Below are 20,137 nucleotides of genomic sequence, written 5' to 3' on the forward strand. Positions count from 1 at the left end.
GAGGTGAAAGGGATGAAAAAAGATCCTAAAGATATAAGAGTAGTAGTAGGTATGTCAGGTGGAGTTGATTCATCTGTTGCGGCGCTTCGATTAAAAGAGCAGGGCTATGAGGTAATCGGAATTTTTATGAAAAACTGGGATGACACTGATGAAAACGGTGTTTGTACCGCGACAGAGGATTACAACGATGTTATTGAAGTGTGTAATCAAATTGGTATTCCGTATTATGCAGTGAATTTTGAAAAACAGTACTGGGACAAGGTGTTTACGTACTTCCTTGATGAATACAAAGCAGGTAGAACGCCAAATCCTGATGTGATGTGTAATAAAGAAATTAAATTTAAAGCTTTTTTAGAACATGCAATGTCACTTGGAGCAGATTATTTAGCAACAGGTCATTATGCACGTGTGGAATACCGTGATGGTGAATACAAAATGCTACGTGGTATAGATGATAACAAGGATCAAACATATTTCCTTAATCAGTTAGGTCAGGAACAACTTTCAAAGGTCATTTTCCCATTAGGTGATATTGAGAAACCATTGGTTCGTGAAATGGCAAAGAAAGCGAATTTAGCAACTGCAACAAAGAAAGATAGTACCGGTATCTGTTTTATTGGAGAACGAAATTTTAAAGAGTTTTTAAGTGGGTATTTGCCAGCACAGCCTGGAATTATGCAAACTCTTGATGGTGAAGTGAAGGGGAAGCATGATGGGCTTATGTACTATACAATCGGCCAACGCCACGGCCTTGGAATCGGTGGTAGTGGTGACCCTTGGTTTGCAATTGGAAAAGACTTAGAGAAAAATGTGTTATATGTTGATCAAGGTTTCCATAATGAGCTTTTATACTCTGATTCCATTATTGCTACAAATATAAGTTGGGTATCAGATAGCCAAGTTTCTGAATTGACTTGTACAGCTAAATTCCGTTACCGTCAAGAAGACAATGACGTTGTTGTTACAATGTTGGATAAATCAACAGCAAAAGTTGTTTTTAAGAAACCAATTCGTGCAGTAACCCCAGGACAAGCTGTCGTCTTTTATGATGGAGAGGTTTGTCTAGGTGGTGGAACAATCGATAATGTGTTCAAAAATGATAAAAAGCTGTGGTACGTAGGGTAATCGTGAGTTACTAAAGTAAGGGGGTTGACACATTTGTTTGAGTCAGCCCCTTTTAACTATGATAAGAGTTTTTAAGTTACACTACATATGAACAAAATGTTGAAAGAGGGTTTTTGACAATGGATATGAATCAACGTGGGATTGAAGCAATGCAAGAGGGGAATTTTGAGGAAGCAGCAACAATTTTTTCTGAAGCTATTGAAGCTAAACCAAATGATCCTATTAGCTACATCAATTTTGGTAATTTGCTCTCAGCTGTAAATGAACTTGAAAAGGCATTAAAATTTTATGAAAAAGCGATTGAATTAGATGAAGATGCAGCAACTGCCTATTATGGGGCAGGAAATGTTTATTTTAATCAAGAAAAATATCATGAAGCGAAAAATAGGTACGAAAAGGCGTTGAAAAAAGGATTGGATCACGGAGATTTACATTTTATGTTAGGAATGAGCTTGCAAAATATTGGTCAAAATCGCTTAGCCCTTCCATATTTTCAACGTGCTACAGAATTAAATGAAGATGATATAGATGCAAGATTCCAATATGGTTTATGTCTTGCACAATTAGACTTAGTTGATGAAGCGATGAAGCAATTTCAAACTATAGTTGAGCTGGATGAAGAACATGCAGATGCTTATTATAATTTAGGTGTTGCTTATGCATTTAAAGAGGATGTGAAAAAAGCAACAGATATGCTAGAAAAAGCATTAAACATACAGTCAGATCATTTATTAGCAGGTCATGCTTTAAAAATCTTGAAGGAAAATAAAGAGTAATAAGATGACACGCAGGGAAGAAGGGAGAACGGATTCATGCAGGAAAGTGCTGATTTATTCGGGGAAAATGAACGTTATGTAAAAGGACTTGTAAAGGTTGTTATTTTTCACAATGAGCAAAACTTATATTCAGTGTTAAAAGTAAGAGTTCATGAAACAAGTGAAAATATTGAAGATAAAGAGATAACTGTTACAGGTTACTTTCCACTCCTGCATGAAGATGACACCTATACCTTTTTTGGAGCATTTAAAAACCACCCAAAATTTGGTCTTCAATTTCAAACTGAACACTTTCGAATAGAGATCCCTCAAACAAAGGAAGGGATTATTCAATATTTATCAAGTGATCTTTTCAAAGGGATTGGCAAAAAGACAGCGGAAGCTATTGTTGAGAAACTAGGTGAATCAGCAATCTCAAAAATTCTGCAAAACCCTTCGATTTTAGATGATATTCCAAAGGTAAATAAAGATAAAGCGAAACAACTTGTTGAGGCATTAATTTCCCATCAAGGGCTAGAGCAAATAATGATAGCACTCAATCAATTTGGTTTTGGACCTCAACTTGCCATGAAAATTTATCAAGTTTATCAAGACCAAACCTTGACAATTATTCAAGAGAATCCATATCAATTGGTTCATGATGTTGAAGGAATAGGTTTTGTGCGAGCAGATGAGCTTGGTCAGCATTTAGGTATTTCTGAAAAAAGTGCAGAAAGAATTAAAGCTGCATGTCTTTATATTATTGAACATATGAGCTTACAAGAAGGACATGTTTATTTAACATTAGAACAGCTTATTGTAAAAACGAAGGAATTGCTTGATCATTCAAAACAGGAGAGTATACCTGAAACAGATATTGCAACTGAAATAACCGCATTAAATAATGATAAAAAAGTGATCGTTGAAGAAGAACGTGCATATATACCATCTCTTTATTACGCGGAACAAGGATTAGTAAAAAACATAAAAAAAGTACTTGCTCAAACGGAATATGATGACCTTTTTCCTGAGTCTGAATTTTTGCTATCGCTTGGCAACCTCGAAGAAAGAATGAAGGTACAATATGCACCAACTCAAAAGGATGCAATCCAACAGGCGTTGATGTCTCCAATGCTTTTATTAACAGGAGGACCTGGGACAGGTAAAACAACTGTTATTAAGGGAATTGTTGAATTATATGCCGATTTACATGGATGTTCTCTAGAACCAAAGGATTATAAAAAAGAAGAACCATTTCCGATTTTACTTGTTGCGCCAACAGGACGTGCTGCAAAACGAATGAGTGAAGCAACAGGTATGCCAGCTGTTACGATTCATCGCCTTTTGAAGTGGAATGGTGCAGATGGTTTTGAGCATGATGAAGATAATCCGATCGCTGGAAAGCTACTCATTGTTGATGAGGTGTCAATGGTTGATTTATGGATTGCAAATCAATTGTTTAAAGCACTCCCTGAAAAAATCCAAGTAATAATGGTTGGGGATGAGGATCAGCTCCCATCTGTAGGTCCTGGTCAGGTGCTTCGTGATTTATTAGCTTCCAAAATGATTCCCACGGTCCAACTAACCGATATTTATCGTCAAGCAGAAGGGTCATCAATTATTGAGCTTGCACATGATATTAAGCAAGGTAAAATGCCGCAAAATATCACATCTCCAACCTCTGACAGGTCATTTATCCAATGCACACAAGCGCAAATGAAAGAGGTTATTGGAAAGGTAATTAAAAGTGCAATCAACAAAGGCTATACAGCGAGAGATATTCAAATTTTAGCACCCATGTATAAAGGTCCAGCAGGAATTGATCAATTAAACAAACTGCTTCAAGAGCTTTTCAATCCTAAAACACCTGGAAAAAGAGAAATGACATTTGGTGATACAATATACCGGAACGGTGATAAAGTTCTCCAATTAGTCAACCAGCCTGATAGTAATGTCTTTAACGGTGATATTGGAGAAATAGTTTCGATCTTTTATGCAAAAGAAAATACTGAAAAAGAAGACATGATTGTCGTTTCCTTTGATGGCAACGAGGTTACCTATATAAAACAAGATTTTAATCAGTTTACTCATGCGTTTTGCTGCTCGATTCATAAATCACAAGGTAGTGAATTTCCGATCGTTGTGCTGCCTATTGTAAAAGGATATTATCGAATGCTTCGTCGTAATTTAATTTATACAGCCATTACAAGGAGCAAGCGGTCTTTGGTTTTATGTGGGGAAATAGACGCTTTACAGTGGGGGATTTCGAATAGCGATAGTTCAGACAGGCAGACAAGTCTCAAAATTAAGCTAAATGATTTTGAGGAAGTAGATGAATTACAAAAAGAGCTACCATTCCCTGTCCAAGATGCAAATATTGGGATGGAAAACGTTACACCGTATGACTTTATGTAAAAAGGCCAAAGCTAAAATTGTTCGGAAAGGTGGAGATTTCTTTGCGGACATTTTCAAAGCTAAAAGGGCTCCCAGTATATAGTAATAGTAATGCTGACCTCCTTGGTCATATTGCTGATTTATGTTTATCTTCCAATGGCTCTGTAATCGGACTGATGATGGAAGGAAAAGGGTTGTTTAATCGTGATCGTTTTGTTCCAATTGAATCAATCCAGGCACTTGGAGAAAATGGTGTGATGGTTGAGGATAAGAACAAGCTCATTTCAATCCAAAATATGAGAGCAAATTACTCATATAACACATATGATGATATCCGCTATAAATCAGTTCTGACAAGAGAAGGACAGAAACTTGGTTTATTAGAGGACGTATATTTTTCCGAAAAAGAGGGCACAATTGAGGCATACGAATTGACGGACGGATTTTTTGCAGACATCGCTGAAGGTAAAAAAGTAGTAAAGGCTACTGGTGAATCATTATTGATAAGCAAAGATGCGATCGTCATCGACTTTTGAATTAAAGAGGTGTGCCGAGTTTGTTATCATGTCCGAATTGTAAAAGCAAAGACCTAGGGAAGATCGGTGTAAATCAATATTATTGCTGGAGATGCTTTATTGAACTTTCTGTTGCCAAAGGAAAAATTTTAACTCATCAAGTTGAAGAGGATGGAACTTTGAGCTCACTTGATGACTTGTTTTCTGATGATGAACGATCAATAAGCATGTAAAGGGGAGATAGATCTTGAATCGTACTGTAACCTCATTAGTATCTTTAGGTGTGGGTGCTGCAGCATATTATTTTGCACGTTCATCTAACATGACAAATAATCGTTCAATGAGAAAATTACGTAAACGCGTAACGAAAATGTTTTAATTTAAAGGAGCTGACTAAATTGTCAGCTCCTTATTTATGCATAAATTATGACTTCACTCTCCACAATATATGGCATAGGAGTGAGAGTCATGAGAGACCGTCAAATAAAATGGTTGTTAAGAATAACGATTTTATTGTTGGGTTTATTAACGATTTATGTGTTTTTTAAACTTCATAACATTTGGGATCCTTTTTTTCTAATGTTTAAAGCAATCTTTATTCCTTTTATTATAAGTGGATTTATTACGTATTTACTTCATCCTGTCATAGAAAGACTTCATCGGACTGGTGTTCCAAGGTCCATATCGATACTTATTATCTATTTACTATTTTTCGGTGTAATCGGATATGGCTTTTATCGAGGTGTACCTGTGTTGGTCAACCAGCTTCGTGACCTTTTGGAGAATTTTCCACAGTTTTCCGATACATATAATAATTGGATAAACTCTATACGCAATCAAACCAATCGATGGCCAGATGGAATACATGAGCGTATTGATAACATGTTCCAACAAACAGAGGAATGGCTTGCGTTAACGATTGAGAAATTAATAAACAGTTTAAGAAGTATTTTTGATTATATTCTTTTGATAGCGATCATTCCATTTTTAGTTTTTTATATGTTAAAAGACTATGATCAGATAAAAAAAGCTGCATGGTATTTGACACCAAGAAAATGGAGAAATGAAGCTATTCAGTTTTTAAAAAATCTTGATCGATCGCTAGGTAATTACATTAGAGGGCAGTTATTCGTTTGTTTAATAATCGGGAGTCTTGCTTTTCTATCACTATGGTTTTTTAAAGTGAAATATCCATTAATATTGGGTTTGCTCATCGGAGTGACGAATATTATTCCATACTTTGGGCCAATAATTGGAGCAGTTCCAGCACTGATTATTGCAGCGACTATGTCTGCTAAAAGTGTCATTATCGTAATTGTGATCATTTTAATTTTGCAATTTATAGAGGGAAACATCTTGGGGCCATTAATTGTTGGAAGAAGTCTTCATATGCATGAGATCATCATCATGCTTGCGCTGCTCGCAGGTGGTGAAATTGGAGGCGTAGTAGGTCTAATGCTCGCTGTTCCGGTTGTTGTGATAGTAAGGGAACTGATTGTACATCTTGTTCAACTTAGAAGGCACCATTGACAATTATTATTTGCTTGTCTATAATTCACGATAGAATAAAGCTAAATCAATGATGGAACAAAGTATGTTGTGACCACCTTTTTAGAGAGGAATTTCCCCTGGCTGAAAGAAATTCTAAAGGATACCAACAGAAAGCTAATCCTAAGTGCAGAAAAAACTGCCGTTTAATCCACGTTACGGTTAATAAAGGTGATGGACTTTTGATTGACCACAAAGTTTAGGTTTTTTTACTTAGCTTTGTCGCCAATAGTCGAGCGTGTTGCGAATATCGAGTCCATAATCAGGGTGGTACCGCGAGTTAACTCTCGTCCCTGTGAAAAGAGGAGATTCTTTACACAGAGACGGGAGTTTTTTGTGTTTTAAGTTTTGGCACTATGTTGATTGGTACATAAGGCGTGAGACTCCTGCGGGAGGCACACGGACCGCCCAAGGAAAGCGAACGCCTGCAGCGGAAATCAACAACCTAGTTTAACAGAGCCTAAATTTTAAAAGCAAGTAACATAGTTAATTTAAGGAGGATACATATGAGAAATTTACAATCAGCTGAAGTACGACAAATGTTTTTAGATTTTTTTAAAGAAAAAGGACATGCTGTTGAACCTAGTGCATCACTTGTCCCACATGAAGACCCAACATTGCTTTGGATCAATAGCGGTGTTGCGACATTAAAAAAATATTTTGATGGTCGCGTGATTCCAGCGAATCCTAGAATTTGTAATGCGCAAAAATCAATTCGAACAAATGATATTGAAAACGTTGGTAAAACAGCGAGACATCATACGTTTTTCGAAATGCTAGGTAACTTTTCAATTGGTGACTATTTTAAAGTCGAGGCAATTGAATGGGCATGGGAGTTTTTAACGAGTGAGAAATGGATCGGCTTTGATCCAGAAAAATTATCGGTTACGATTCATCCTGAAGATCAAGAAGCCTATGATATTTGGAAGGATAAAATTGGAGTACCTGAAGATCGTATTATTCGTTTAGAAGGAAACTTCTGGGATATTGGTGAAGGACCAAGTGGACCTAATACAGAGATCTTTTATGATCGAGGTGAATCATATGGCAATGATCCACAAGATCCAGAGTTATATCCTGGAGGTGAAAATGAACGATATTTAGAAGTATGGAATCTTGTCTTTTCTCAATTTAACCATAACCCAGATGGTACATATACTCCATTACCTAAGAAAAACATTGATACAGGAATGGGACTTGAACGGATGGTTTCCGTTATTCAAAATGTTCAAACGAATTTTGATACGGATCTGTTCATACCGATTATTCGTGCGACTGAACAAATTTCAAATGAAGTTTATCGTCAAGATCATGAAAAGGATGTTGCTTTTAAAGTAATCGCTGATCATGTTCGTACAGTTAGCTTTGCTATAAGTGATGGTGCACTTCCTTCTAATGAAGGCCGTGGTTATGTTTTGCGTAGATTGTTAAGAAGAGCAGTTCGCTATGCGAAGCAAATTAACATTAATCGTCCATTTATGTATGAACTTGTACCAGTTGTTGCGGAAATCATGGTAGATTTTTATCCAGAAGTAAAAACAAAAACAGAGTTTATACAAAAAGTTATTAAAAATGAAGAAGAACGCTTCCATGAAACATTAAACGAGGGCTTGGCTATACTGAGTGAAGTAATAAAGGTTCAAAAAGACAAAGGCAGTGAGATGATTCCAGGAAATGATGTCTTCCGTTTATATGATACATACGGTTTCCCTGTTGAATTAACAGAGGAATATGCGGAAGAGGAAGGTATGAAGGTTGACCATACTGGCTTTGAAGAAGAGATGGGAAGACAACGTGACCGTGCTCGTGCTGCAATTCAAAAGGTAGATTCAATGCAGGTTCAAGGTGGGATGCTTGGTGAAATAAAAGATGCAAGTGAATTTGTTGGTTATAATCAATTAACCGTAGAGGCTGCTTCAGTTCTCGTATTAGTGAAAGATGGAGAACTAATTAAAGAAGCAAATGAAGGGGAAGAGGTACAGCTAATTCTTGATAGAACTCCTTTCTATGCTGAGAGCGGTGGGCAGATTGCAGACGTTGGTGTGCTAACAAGTGATAAAGTGATTGTGAAGGTGAAGGATGTTCAAAAAGCACCTAATGGACAGAATCTTCACAATGTCTTCATAGAAAGTGGAACTCTCCAAGCTGGAGACGTTATTACAGCAAAAGTCACTGAAAATAATCGCAGTGCGATTGTTAAAAATCATACGGCTACACATTTATTGCATCAAGCATTGAAAGATGTTCTCGGGTCCCATGTAAATCAAGCAGGATCATTGGTAACCGCTGACCGACTTCGATTTGATTTTTCTCATTTTGGACAAGTAAGCGCTGATGAATTAGCTCGTATTGAGCAAATCGTAAATGAGCAAATTTGGAAGAGTATTGCAGTTACGATTGATTTGAAATCACTTAAAGAAGCGAAGGAAATGGGCGCCATGGCTCTTTTTGGAGAAAAATATGGAGATGTTGTCCGCGTCGTTCAAGTTGGTGGGTATAGTTTGGAACTTTGTGGTGGTTGCCATGTTGACAACACAGCATCAATTGGATTGTTTAAAATCATGACAGAGACAGGAATCGGTGCTGGGACAAGACGTATCGAAGCAGTAACAGGTAAAGCTGCTTATCAATTAATTAATGGACAGCTTGAAAAGTTCCAGGAAGCTGCATCACTTTTAAAAGCTAATCCTAAGGATCTTGTGTCAAAAATAGATAGTCTATTAACTGATTATCGTATGATTCAACGTGAGAATGAATCATTAACAGCTAAACTAGGAAATCTTGAAGCAAATAGTATTGTTGATAAGGCAGTTACCATTAATGGTGTAACAGTTCTTGCAACAAAGGTAAATGCAAAAGATATGAATAGCTTACGTGGCATGATGGACGACTTGAAAAATAAACTTGAATCAGTTATTGTTGTTCTCGGAGCTGTTGAAGATGGAAAAGTTAACCTAGTTGCAGGTGTTACGAAGGATTTAGTTACACAGGGCTACCATGCTGGTAAATTAATTAAAGAAGTTGCTGAACGCTGTGGAGGGAAAGGTGGCGGTCGTCCAGAGATGGCCCAAGCAGGTGCTAAAAATCCTGAAAACCTTACAGAAGCGCTTAAATATGTCGAAGAATGGGTTCAATCCGTTTTATAATTAAGCAAAGTAGTGTAGAATGTATGTAAGATGGGACAAAAAGATTCTATTTTGATTCTCTAGAAAGAGGTGCGAATTAGTGAGTTCATTTGATAAAACGATGAAATTTAATTTTTCTGATGAATCGGTCGAAACAAATGTAAATGAAGTCCTTTATACTGTTTACGATGCATTGCAAGAAAAGGGCTATAATCCAATTAATCAAATCGTTGGCTATTTGCTTTCTGGTGATCCTGCCTATATTCCACGTCATCGTGATGCTCGAAATTTAATTCGCAAGCTTGAACGTGATGAATTAATTGAAGAGCTGGTCAAATCTTACTTACACAAACGAACATAATTAAGAATGAAGGTGAACCTGAGTTTTACTTTAAATCTCAAATTCAAATAAGGATGGAACAAGCTAACTAATTAAGCTAGTTCCATCTCCTTACCTTCATTCAAAAAAATCGAGAGGCTTAAAATGCGTATAATAGGACTTGATTTAGGAACGAAAACACTTGGCGTTGCAGTTAGTGATGAACTTGGCTGGACCGCACAAGGAATCGAAACGATCAAAATTAATGAGGAAAATCGAGATTATAATTTTGCCAGACTGACTGAAATCATTAATGAGTACTCAATAGAAAAAATCGTTTTAGGAATGCCGAAAAATATGAATGGCTCTATTGGACCAAGGGCAGAAGCGAGTCAAAAGTTTGCTGATATCCTAACGAAAAAATTCAAACTGCCTGTTATTTTGTGGGATGAAAGATTAACAACAATGGCGGCAGAACGAATGCTCATTTCAGCTGATGTCAGTCGGAAAAAGCGAAAGCAAGTCATAGATAAAATGGCTGCAGTTATGATATTACAAGGCTATTTAGACAGCTTAAATTAAGATTTAATAATAATAATGAGGTGAACCAACATGGAACATGGCGAAAAACAAATTACAGTTATTGATGAGAACGGAAATGAGCAACTTTGCGAAGTACTATTTACTTTTGAATCAGAAGAATTTAAGAAATCATACGTTCTTTACTACCCATTAGGGGCAGAAGAGGATGATAGCGAAGAAATTGAGATTCACGCATCTAGCTTTAATCCACACGCTAATGGTGAGGACGGAGAACTTGAGCCAATCGAAACAGAAGAAGAGTGGGATTTAATTGAGGAAATGTTAAACACTTTCCTTGATGAAGAAGAGGAAGAATAAGCTTTGCAAGAGGTTGACTCAAAAGGTCAGCTTCTTTTTTTTATGTCTAGGAAATTATAAAATTCTAGTATTGCGGCTAAGCGCTAGGCATCCAGCTCTAGCCCCTAGCCCCTCGATCTCATGAATAGAAGGTGAAAAACACCTTCTATTCATGAGCGTCTTATTTGCCCGAGGCTGATCAAGGCGCCCTGAGCTTTTGTTCTGTCTAAAATTTCATCTTTTAATAAGATTTATGTCGATAACATGCAATGCTTCCATCAATTGTCTGATTTTTTAATCCACCTTAAGAAAGAATAAAAATAACAATAATGTTATTTAGCTTATTCTTACTTTAAAATCCTCTCTCTTTCGTACTTTTCTACCTTTTGTGAAAAAATTGCCGAAACATAAAGAACATTGTAGTATAATAATTGGGATGAGAGGAGGATATGTATGTCTGAAGTTGATTCAAAAAAGGATACATTCCGTAAAAAGCTTCTAGAAAAACAAAAAGAGGCAAAGGTAGTAAGAAAAATTGTCTTGACCGTTTTTATCGTATTAATTATTGCCTTTTCAGGTCTTATCGGAGGCGGTTATCTATATATTAAATCTTCATTAGAACCAGTCGATCCAAGTGATCAAACTGGTATTGATGTTACTGTTCCAATTGGCTCATCAGTATCAACAATATCAAGAATTTTAGAAGAGAATGATATCATTAAAGATGCCCGTGTATTTAAATATTACATTAAATTTAAGAACGAATCAGGCTTCCAAGCTGGGAATTATAAATTAAATAGAGCGATGACATTTACTGAAATCATTGAAATCTTAAAGCAAGGAAAGCTAATGGATGACGTAGCGTTTCAAATCACGATACCTGAAGGAAGACAATTAAAAGAAATCGCCTCAATTATTTCAAATAACGCATCATTTAGTGAGCAAGAAATTATTCAAAAACTAACTGATAAAACATTTATTGAGTCGATGAGAGCAAAATATCCAGACTTACTTACAGATGATATATTTGGAGAAAATGTAAAATACGCACTTGAAGGATATTTGTATCCAGCAACCTACCCTTATTATAAAAAGGAACCAACTCTAGAGGAAATTTTGGAGCCTATGATTAAAAAAATGAGTGAGGTTGTTGCAAAATATATTCCACAGCTACAGGAGCAAAAGATGAGCGTACATCGTTTTGTGACTATGGCATCCTTAATTGAGGAAGAAGCCACTGAAAAAGCTGATCGTGAAAAGATTTCAAGCGTTTTTTATAATCGTATAGAAAAAGATATGCCTTTACAAACAGATCCAACAGTTTTATACGCTCTTGGTAAACATAAGGACCGCGTTCTTTACAAAGACCTTGAAGTTGATTCGAAATACAATACATATCAAAATAAAGGTCTACCACCAGGTCCAATCGCTAATGCAGGTGAAGTATCCTTTGTAGCAGCTTTATCACCTGAAGATACAGACTTCTTATATTTCTTAGCAACAAAAGAAGGTGATGTCATCTTCACGAAAACACTTGACGAGCACAATAAGGAAAAAGATAAACATATTACAAACAAATAATGATACAAAGGCAAAGGGGAAGTGAATTTTTTATTCGCATTCCCTTTCTTGTTGTGGTAAAATATATCGAGTTGTTATGGGGTTTTGTAACTTTAATATTAAATAAGCTAAGAGTTCTCATTGATGAGGCTCTTATTTTTAGGTATACAAGATAATAATCAAAAAATAATGACATTTTTCATATAGCTATACGAAATGCAGGAGGCAATTATGTTAAACGAAGAAGTACTAACATATATAGAGAATCTTATACCTGATCCGCAAGATTATATAAAACAAATGGAAGTTTTTGCCGAGAAACATGATGTACCAATAATGGAGAAAACAGGTATTGAAGTGTTATTACTTCTACTCTCTATGCAGCAGCCTAAAAAAATTGTTGAGATTGGTACAGCAATTGGGTACTCCGCAATTCGAATGGCATTAAAATTACCCAATACTGAAATTATCACGATAGAGCTGGACGAGGAGCGCTTTCGACAGGCAAACCTCAATATTAAGGAAATGGGACTTGAAGAAAGAATTCAAGTACTACATGGTGATGCCCTTTCATTATCAGAGGAAATTAATAAGTATGGTCCATTTGATGCATTATTTATTGATGCGACAAAGGCAAAATATACAAAGTTTTTCAAGTTATATGAACCAATGCTTTCTTCAAATGGAATTATTTATACAGATAATGTACTGTTCAAAGGAACTGTTGCTCGCGATCGTTCAGAATTAAAAACAAGAAGACAACGAACACTTGTCAGAAAACTTGATGAGTTTAATCATTGGTTGTTTACATTAGATAAGTATGAAACAACAATCATTCCTGTCGGAGATGGGATTGCAGTATCAAAACGAAAATAAAGTTTAAAAGAGGTGTATGACATGCGCAAACCGGAATTATTAGTTACACCCAAAAAAGTAGAGGACTTAAAGCCCTTAATACAAGCAGGTGCAGATGCGTTTATTATTGGTGAACAAAAATTTGGTCTTCGTCTAGCCGGTGATTTTTCAAAGGAACAGGTAAAAGAAGCGATTGCTATTGCCCATCACCATCATAAAAAGGTGTACGTGGCTATGAATGCGATTTTCCATAATGATTTAATTGATGAATTAGGAGAGTATTTGACTTTTCTAAAAGAAGTAAAGGCAGACGCAGTTGTTTTCGGTGATCCAGCAGTACTTATGGTTGCAAGAGAAGTTGCACCTGATTTAAAGCTGCATTGGAATACAGAAACAACAGCAACAAACTGGCACACGTGTAACTATTGGGGAAGAAAAGGTGCCAAACGTGCAGTTCTTGCTCGTGAGTTAAGTATGGATGCGATTATCGAAACAAAGGAATATGCAGAAGTTGAAATTGAAGTTCAAGTCCATGGAATGACATGTATGTTCCAATCAAAACGCAGCTTATTAGGTAACTACTTTGAATATCAAGGTAAGGCTTTAAAAATAGAAAATCGCGCTGAAAAAGAAATGATGTTTTTATATGATCCTGAAAGAGATAATAAATACCCAATTTTTGAAGACGCAAATGGAACACATATTATGAGTCCAAATGATATGTGTATTATTGATGAGCTTAGTGAAATGATTGACTCTGGTATTGACTCCTTTAAAATCGATGGGGTACTTCAAACATCTGAGTATGTAATTGAAGTGACAAAGAAATATCGTAAAGCAATCGATCTATGTGAATCTAATAATACTGAGTATGAAGAGATAAAAGATGAACTATTAGCAGAAATAGAAGATTTACAGGCGGAAAATCGACCATTAGATACTGGTTTTTTCTTTAAAGAGACGGTTTATTAAAAATAACTTTAGAGTTACAAGAAGATGTTGAATTCACATTAAAAAGGGAGTGAAAAAAATGACTGTAGTAAAGGATAAAATCTCTAGCATTATCAATGGAAAGCGTGTAATCACGAAAAAGCCTGAGTTACTAGCACCAGCGGGTAACTTAGAAAAACTTAAAATAGCGATCCATTATGGCGCAGATGCTGTTTTTATTGGTGGAAGAGAATATGGACTACGTTCAAATGCTGATAATTTCTCCCTTGAAGAGATGGCTGAGGGCGTTCAATTTGCTAATAAATATGGAGCGAAAATCTATGTCACAACAAATATTTTTGCTCATAATGAGAATATGGACGGACTAGATGAGTATTTAATGGGGATTGAAAATGCAGGAGTGACCGGCATCATTGTAGCTGATCCATTAATTATTGAAACATGTAGACGTGTTGCTCCGAGGTTAGAAGTACATTTAAGCACACAACAATCACTTTCAAACTGGAAGGCAGTTCAATTTTGGAAGGAAGAAGGCTTAGAGCGTGTCGTCTTAGCCCGTGAAACTGGTGCTGAAGAAATTAGAGAAATGAAGGAAAAGATCGATATTGAAATTGAAGCTTTTATTCATGGTGCTATGTGTATCGCGTATTCTGGTCGCTGTACATTGAGTAACCACATGACAGCTCGAGATTCTAATCGAGGCGGCTGTTGTCAATCATGTCGCTGGGATTACGACTTATTCAAACTAGAAAACAATGATGAAGTTGCTCTTTTCGATGCAAATGATGCACCATTTGCGATGAGTCCGAAAGATTTAAATTTAATAGAATCAATCCCTAAAATGATTGAGCTTGGAATTGATAGTTTGAAAATTGAAGGAAGAATGAAATCTATCCACTATATTGCAACAGTTGTAAGTGTTTATCGCAAAGTGATTGATGCTTATTGCGCAGATCCGGATCATTTTAAAATAGATCCTGAATGGTTAAAAGAATTAGATAAGTGTGCAAACCGTGAAACAGCTTCTTCATTCTTTGAAGGTATTCCAGGTTACAAGCAGCAAATGTTTGGTAATCACAGTAAGAAAACAGCCTATGATTTTGTAGGCCTTGTATTAGATTATGATCAAGAAACACATATGGTTACTTTACAGCAACGAAACCACTTTAAACCAGGAAATACAGTTGAATTCTTTGGCCCAGATATTGAAAACTTTACACAAACGATCGAGAAGATTTGGGATGAAAAAGGAAATGAGCTTGATGCTGCTCGCCATCCGTTACAAATTGTGAAATTCAGAGTAGATAAACCAGTCTTTAGGAACAATATGATGCGAAAGGGGTTCTGATTAAATGAGTAAGAAGCCCGTTGTAATCGGAGTCGCTGGAGGTTCTGGTTCAGGTAAAACAAGTGTTACAAAATCAATTTATGACCATTTTAAAGGTCATTCGATTTTAATGCTAGAACAAGATTATTATTATAAAGATCAAAGTGATCTGCCATTTGAACAAAGATTAAATACAAACTATGATCATCCATTAGCTTTTGATAATGATTTGTTAATCGATCACTTAAAAACATTACTAAATCACCAATCAATTGAAAAACCGGTGTATGATTACAAATTGCATACAAGATCAGAAGATGTTATAGTTGTTGAACCGAAGGATGTTATTATTCTAGAAGGCATATTAATCCTAGAAGACGAGCGTTTACGTGATTTAATGGATATTAAGCTTTTTGTGGATACGGATGCAGATCTTAGAATCATACGTCGAATTATGCGAGACATAAAAGAACGTGGTCGTTCAATTGATTCTGTTATCGAACAATACATTTCCGTTGTTAGACCAATGCATAATCAATTTATTGAGCCAACGAAACGATATGCAGATATCATTATTCCTGAGGGTGGACAAAATCACGTTGCAATTGATTTGATGACAACAAAAATTCAAACAATTCTTGAACTAAATGCAATTTTGTAATAACATAGCATAGATAAAGAGTACTGTGATCATATTATGTATAAGAATTAATATTTTTCTTTAGGCATTGTTTTTTATATGAAGTAAAGGGCATAATGTTGCCCTTGCTTTTTTAATACTCACCTGTTTCTTGCCTTTTCAATAAAAGTATTTTCTTATCATTGATCACACCATATGAAAATGAAAGTATGTTTTTTAATGCTTACATCTTTCATCTTGAGGCATATAGTCTCAGGCTTATACATACGTATTTTTAATCTCTTATCACAAGATAAGTAATTCAACAGAAAAAAGAACAAAACCGACGGGGAACAGTCTACTAGAAGGAGTGGAACAAACATGGCACAAGAAAAAGTTTTTCCAATGACAAGAGAAGGTAAAGATAAGCTTGAACAAGAGCTTGAATATTTGAAAACGGTTAAACGTAAAGAGGTTGTAGAAAGAATTAAAATTGCACGTAGCTTCGGTGATCTATCAGAGAACTCAGAGTATGATTCTGCTAAAGAGGAACAAGCATTTGTTGAAGGACGTGTTACCACACTAGAAAATATGATTCGAAACGCAAGAATTATCGAAGGTGAAGCTGATACTAGCTCTGTTTCACTAGGTAGAACAGTTACGTTTACTGAGCTTCCTAATGGTGATGAAGAAACATATACTATCGTTGGTAGTGCAGAAGCAGATCCATTTGAAGGCAAGATTTCAAATGACTCTCCAATTGCCAAAAGCCTAATTGGCAAAAAAGTAGATGATGAAGTAACAGTTCAAACTCCTGGTGGAGAAATGCTTGTGAAAATTGTGAAAATTACTTAAAAATAGGTTTATATAGCGAACACCTCGTCGAAAATGAAGACGAGGTGTTTTTTTATTGTCTAGGAAATTATAAAATTCTAGTACTGTGGATAAGCCCTAGTCATCCAGCTCCAGCGCCTAGCCCTTCTTGGGTCTTGCAACCACTCATGAATAGAAGGTGAAAAACACCTTCTATTCATGAGCGTCTTATTTGCCCGAGGCTGTTCAAGGCGCTTGCGCTTTTGTTCTTGTCTGTTTTCGCAAACTTTGTTGCTATTTACCAAGTAGTACGGCGTGGTTGATTGCAGCGAGAGGATGCTCGCTTTCCGCGGGGCGGGCGGTGAGCCTCCTCGGCGTAAACGCCCGCATGAGTCTCACCTGTCCCGCTGCTCTAAGCATGAGTCTCGCAATCCGCTCCAATCAACCATAAACAGTATCTTTGTATAAGCAACAATCTCTTAGAAAAGAGCCTTAATAAACAGGAGGTTTGAATGATTTCCAAAAAAAGATTTATTATCGTCGGAACCTTTTTTCTTATGGCTTTATTTTTTATTCTTTATCGTTTAGCTGATATTCAATTGATTCATACAGAATCGTTTTCAAAAAAGGGAGTGAATCTAGTTCAGGAAAGTGTTAATCAAAGAACACAAGAGGTTGTCATTGACGATGGTCGTGGACGCTTTGAAGACAAGAATGGTGAATCTCTTCGTAATAAAGTTGAGCCATCACTCGTTCTATTTCCTTTTTTAAAAGAGATTACCTGGCCTATAGATGAGCTTTCAGATTTAGTAAATGTTTCAAGCTATGAACTTAAAAGACAGTTACAAGATTCAACAGAACCACTTGTTCTTTCGAGTAAAGACGGTGTGAAATTATCAAGTTCAGAGCTTGAAAAAATTAATAAACTTGAGATCCCTGGAGTCTTTGGCATCTATCGACAGTCTCCTGTTGAAGAAACCATTGGTGAGCATATAATTGGAATTACAGGAGAGAATGCAGAGGTTTTACGAACAAAATATCCTGATCGAGAGGATTTATCCTATAAAACACAAATTGGACTAACAGGGCTTGAGAAAGCATTTGATGAATTTCTTTTACCAGATGAAGAAACGAAGCTGCTTTATCATGTTGATGGGGATGGAAATCCGCTCTTTGGAGTAAATGTTAAATATATCGCAGACTCTAATCCATTTTATCCTGTCACCGTTAAGACAACAATAGATAAAGATATTCAGGAAATTGCAGAAGACGTGTTGGAAAAGCAAAAGGTCGATAACGGAGGACTTGTTTTGCTCGATGTTGAGACAAATGAGATATTAGCAATGGTTAGTAAGCCTGAATTAAATCGCTCTGTCGGTGTTACTCTTACGAATCATATGGTGCAACCTATTTTTCCAGGCTCGATATTTAAAACAGTCATTTTAGCCGGTGCAATTGAATATGGTTTAGATGATGCAACAAGAGAGTTTAATTGCAATCTGAACCTTTATGGAGAAAATGATGGTGGACAGGATGATGGAATGCTTACACTAGGAAGGAGTTTTGCAAAAAGTTGTAATTACACCTTTACGACTTTAGCAGAAGAGCTAATGGAAAAGGATAGCAATGTAATTGAGAATACTGCTGAAAAGTTAGGTTTACTAGGACCCGTTGGTTGGAGTGGTAAAGTTTTTCATTATCAAAATTTCAAACAACTCCCAGATGAGAAGTCAGGAAAAATTTGGGGAGATGAAAAGGATAAAAAGGTGCAAAGAGCGATAGATCAAACTGCGATTGGACAAAAGGATGTTAAGGTTACGCCACTGGGAGTTGCTAACATGATGGCAACAATTGCACGAGGCGGTCATAAAGAACAGATTAAAATCGTAGAAAATATATTATATAAAAATGGAACTAATATGTTTTCTTTTACGTCTAACTTATTAGATGGTGGAAAAATATCACCCTTAACAGCATCAAAGCTTCAAAAACAACTTCGTTTAGTCGTAACAGATCCTGAAGGAACTGGAAGAAGGTTTCAATCTTCTCCTTATGAGGTATCAGGTAAATCAGGAACCGCTCAAACAGGTAAAAAAAATGATCAAGGCCAAATGTTATACAACAAATGGTTTGCAGGCTATTTTCCATCAAGTAATCCCAAATATGCTCTTGTAGTCGTGGAGATGGATACAACTAGTGAGGAAGCTGGGACTAATGCAGCATTTTACGATATAGTTGCTGAATTATCCAAGATAAACGAGCAATAAGACCTATGCTAAAGATGAAGAGTAATAACGTAAAGAAATAGTGGGGATAGCTAGAGAACTATCAGAAAAAAGGGTGAGCAGCCTTTAATGCATTTTTGCAATAAGGTATAAAACATGTACTATTTGTGATTCTAAATATCCAGTAATGAATATGTTACAAATGTTAAAAAGATAAAACGACTAGATAGAAAAACGTTCTAGTGCTAGAATAAGACAGAAGGTATGAGGGAAAAAGGAGTGTAGGGCATTGAGTAATCATGTAAACTCTCGTTATGAAAAAAGAGATAAGCGTAGAAAAACCAACGTAGTATTAAATACTTTAATAGGAATAGTTGCATTACTTATTCTTGTTATTGGGTCTCAGCTCATTTTTGGAGGAAGTGATTCTGAAAAAACGGCAAAATACAATGAACAACCTGATATAAAGCTCGCAAACGAAGAAGAGAGCAATGAAGAAGCAATAGCGGATGAAGAAAAAGAAGAAGAGGAAAATAGTAATAAATCTAATGCAGAACTAGATGAAAATAGTGATGGAAAAGCAGATTCTGAAGAAAAATCTGATGAAGAAGCAACTGAAGATCCATTCGAACAAGCAACAATTACTGAAGGAGATCCAGGCTCAGGTGTTGAAGAAACAATTGAAAACCCAGGTTGGGCACCAGTTGGTACATCTCAATCAGAACCTCATTCAGCTAATTATAAAAAAGGCTCTCAAGATTGGGCTGAAATGACAAAAGCACTTAGTTATGCAACAGGAATCCCTGAATCGGAAATGATTATATGGTTTCTTGGAAACAATGGATCACCCAATGATGCTGTTGGAACCATCTCACCAAAAGATAAATCAGCTAAATACAAAGTATATATTACATGGGTTGAAAACGAAGGTTGGAAACCTACTAAAATTGAAAAAGTAAGTTGAGAACAAAAGCCAAACGAAAAAAAGCAGCGGCACAATTGAAGTGACCCCATAAAGTGAGACAAGGAAAAAACACCTCCTGAGTCGTATTTAATCAATATGATTCTAGCGGAGGTGTTTTTCTTATGGGTACAAGAATCCCTTATCCAGAGGAAATTAAATGGAA

At 36.1% G+C, this 20,137-nt stretch carries 19 protein-coding genes; all 19 read left to right on the plus strand.

Going from position 1 to position 20,137, the window contains the following annotated elements; all coding sequences use genetic code 11:
• The first annotated feature begins 12 nt into the window (after positions 1 to 12).
• The 19 genes from mnmA to I7822_RS24700 all read left to right on the plus strand — a co-directional run bounded on the left by mnmA (position 13) and on the right by I7822_RS24700 (position 19,974).
• Positions 13 to 1,125, plus strand: coding sequence for a tRNA 2-thiouridine(34) synthase MnmA (mnmA, locus tag I7822_RS24610; protein WP_207981722.1), 1,113 nt, complete (start codon positions 13 to 15; stop codon positions 1,123 to 1,125).
• Between the two features lie 119 nt (positions 1,126 to 1,244).
• Entirely contained in the window at positions 1,245 to 1,901 is a 657-nt protein-coding gene (locus I7822_RS24615) for a tetratricopeptide repeat protein (RefSeq protein WP_207981723.1), read from the plus strand.
• A gap of 36 nt (positions 1,902 to 1,937) precedes the next feature.
• Positions 1,938 to 4,295 carry an SF1B family DNA helicase RecD2 gene (gene recD2, locus I7822_RS24620; RefSeq protein ID WP_207981724.1) on the plus strand — a complete coding sequence of 786 codons (2,358 nt, stop codon included), beginning with the start codon at positions 1,938 to 1,940 and terminating at the stop codon, positions 4,293 to 4,295.
• A 41-nt stretch (positions 4,296 to 4,336) separates the two neighbouring features.
• Entirely contained in the window at positions 4,337 to 4,810 is a 474-nt protein-coding gene (locus tag I7822_RS24625) for a PRC-barrel domain-containing protein (RefSeq protein WP_207981725.1), read from the plus strand.
• Between the two features lie 20 nt (positions 4,811 to 4,830).
• The gene (locus I7822_RS24630) at positions 4,831 to 5,022 is read left to right on the plus strand and encodes a YrzR-like zinc ribbon domain (RefSeq protein ID WP_207981726.1); all 192 of its coding nucleotides are present in this window, start codon (positions 4,831 to 4,833) and stop codon (positions 5,020 to 5,022) included.
• Positions 5,023 to 5,036: 14 nt separating this feature from the next.
• Positions 5,037 to 5,168 carry a YrzQ family protein gene (locus I7822_RS24635; RefSeq protein WP_207981727.1) on the plus strand — a complete coding sequence of 44 codons (132 nt, stop codon included), beginning with the start codon at positions 5,037 to 5,039 and terminating at the stop codon, positions 5,166 to 5,168.
• An 89-nt stretch (positions 5,169 to 5,257) separates the two neighbouring features.
• Entirely contained in the window at positions 5,258 to 6,319 is a 1,062-nt protein-coding gene (locus I7822_RS24640; RefSeq protein ID WP_207981728.1) for an AI-2E family transporter, read from the plus strand.
• Positions 6,320 to 6,843: 524 nt separating this feature from the next.
• Positions 6,844 to 9,483, plus strand: coding sequence for an alanine--tRNA ligase (gene alaS, locus I7822_RS24645; protein WP_207981729.1), 2,640 nt, complete (start codon positions 6,844 to 6,846; stop codon positions 9,481 to 9,483).
• A 79-nt stretch (positions 9,484 to 9,562) separates the two neighbouring features.
• Positions 9,563 to 9,823 (plus strand): IreB family regulatory phosphoprotein, encoded by a 261-nt coding sequence (locus I7822_RS24650; RefSeq protein ID WP_066334513.1) that lies wholly within the window; start codon positions 9,563 to 9,565, stop codon positions 9,821 to 9,823.
• Between the two features lie 123 nt (positions 9,824 to 9,946).
• A complete protein-coding gene (gene ruvX, locus I7822_RS24655; RefSeq protein ID WP_066334515.1) occupies positions 9,947 to 10,363 on the plus strand; it encodes a Holliday junction resolvase RuvX in 417 nt (138 codons plus the stop codon).
• A gap of 30 nt (positions 10,364 to 10,393) precedes the next feature.
• Positions 10,394 to 10,681 carry a DUF1292 domain-containing protein gene (locus I7822_RS24660; protein WP_066334525.1) on the plus strand — a complete coding sequence of 96 codons (288 nt, stop codon included), beginning with the start codon at positions 10,394 to 10,396 and terminating at the stop codon, positions 10,679 to 10,681.
• Between the two features lie 432 nt (positions 10,682 to 11,113).
• A complete protein-coding gene (mltG, locus tag I7822_RS24665) occupies positions 11,114 to 12,241 on the plus strand; it encodes an endolytic transglycosylase MltG (protein ID WP_207981730.1) in 1,128 nt (375 codons plus the stop codon).
• Between the two features lie 210 nt (positions 12,242 to 12,451).
• Positions 12,452 to 13,096, plus strand: a complete 645-nt coding sequence (locus I7822_RS24670) for an O-methyltransferase (protein ID WP_207981731.1) — start codon at positions 12,452 to 12,454, stop codon at positions 13,094 to 13,096.
• Positions 13,097 to 13,117: 21 nt separating this feature from the next.
• Positions 13,118 to 14,047 (plus strand): peptidase U32 family protein, encoded by a 930-nt coding sequence (locus tag I7822_RS24675; RefSeq protein ID WP_207981732.1) that lies wholly within the window; start codon positions 13,118 to 13,120, stop codon positions 14,045 to 14,047.
• A gap of 58 nt (positions 14,048 to 14,105) precedes the next feature.
• Positions 14,106 to 15,374, plus strand: coding sequence for a peptidase U32 family protein (locus tag I7822_RS24680; protein WP_207981733.1), 1,269 nt, complete (start codon positions 14,106 to 14,108; stop codon positions 15,372 to 15,374).
• 4 nt (positions 15,375 to 15,378) lie between these two features.
• Entirely contained in the window at positions 15,379 to 16,014 is a 636-nt protein-coding gene (gene udk, locus I7822_RS24685; RefSeq protein ID WP_207981734.1) for a uridine kinase, read from the plus strand.
• 339 nt (positions 16,015 to 16,353) lie between these two features.
• A complete protein-coding gene (greA, locus tag I7822_RS24690; RefSeq protein ID WP_207981735.1) occupies positions 16,354 to 16,827 on the plus strand; it encodes a transcription elongation factor GreA in 474 nt (157 codons plus the stop codon).
• Between the two features lie 470 nt (positions 16,828 to 17,297).
• Positions 17,298 to 19,052 carry a peptidoglycan D,D-transpeptidase FtsI family protein gene (locus I7822_RS24695; protein ID WP_207981736.1) on the plus strand — a complete coding sequence of 585 codons (1,755 nt, stop codon included), beginning with the start codon at positions 17,298 to 17,300 and terminating at the stop codon, positions 19,050 to 19,052.
• 247 nt (positions 19,053 to 19,299) lie between these two features.
• Positions 19,300 to 19,974, plus strand: coding sequence for a YrrS family protein (locus tag I7822_RS24700; protein WP_207981737.1), 675 nt, complete (start codon positions 19,300 to 19,302; stop codon positions 19,972 to 19,974).
• Positions 19,975 to 20,137 lie beyond the last annotated feature (163 nt).

The organism is Metabacillus bambusae (genome assembly GCF_017497975.1).
GTDB classification, from domain to species: Bacteria; Bacillota; Bacilli; order Bacillales; family Bacillaceae; genus Metabacillus; species Metabacillus bambusae.

Excerpts from the sequence above, each read along its gene's own strand:
- mnmA (WP_207981722.1), top strand. The coding sequence starts at position 13 with ATGAAAAAAGATCCTAAAGATATAAGAGTAGTAGTAGGTATGTCAGGT.
- I7822_RS24615 (WP_207981723.1), top strand. The coding sequence starts at position 1,245 with ATGGATATGAATCAACGTGGGATTGAAGCAATGCAAGAGGGGAATTTT.
- recD2 (WP_207981724.1), top strand. The coding sequence starts at position 1,938 with ATGCAGGAAAGTGCTGATTTATTCGGGGAAAATGAACGTTATGTAAAA.
- I7822_RS24640 (WP_207981728.1), top strand. The coding sequence starts at position 5,258 with ATGAGAGACCGTCAAATAAAATGGTTGTTAAGAATAACGATTTTATTG.
- alaS (WP_207981729.1), top strand. The coding sequence starts at position 6,844 with ATGAGAAATTTACAATCAGCTGAAGTACGACAAATGTTTTTAGATTTT.
- ruvX (WP_066334515.1), top strand. The coding sequence starts at position 9,947 with ATGCGTATAATAGGACTTGATTTAGGAACGAAAACACTTGGCGTTGCA.
- I7822_RS24660 (WP_066334525.1), top strand. The coding sequence starts at position 10,394 with ATGGAACATGGCGAAAAACAAATTACAGTTATTGATGAGAACGGAAAT.
- mltG (WP_207981730.1), top strand. The coding sequence starts at position 11,114 with ATGTCTGAAGTTGATTCAAAAAAGGATACATTCCGTAAAAAGCTTCTA.
- I7822_RS24670 (WP_207981731.1), top strand. The coding sequence starts at position 12,452 with ATGTTAAACGAAGAAGTACTAACATATATAGAGAATCTTATACCTGAT.
- I7822_RS24675 (WP_207981732.1), top strand. The coding sequence starts at position 13,118 with ATGCGCAAACCGGAATTATTAGTTACACCCAAAAAAGTAGAGGACTTA.
- I7822_RS24680 (WP_207981733.1), top strand. The coding sequence starts at position 14,106 with ATGACTGTAGTAAAGGATAAAATCTCTAGCATTATCAATGGAAAGCGT.
- udk (WP_207981734.1), top strand. The coding sequence starts at position 15,379 with ATGAGTAAGAAGCCCGTTGTAATCGGAGTCGCTGGAGGTTCTGGTTCA.
- greA (WP_207981735.1), top strand. The coding sequence starts at position 16,354 with ATGGCACAAGAAAAAGTTTTTCCAATGACAAGAGAAGGTAAAGATAAG.
- I7822_RS24695 (WP_207981736.1), top strand. The coding sequence starts at position 17,298 with ATGATTTCCAAAAAAAGATTTATTATCGTCGGAACCTTTTTTCTTATG.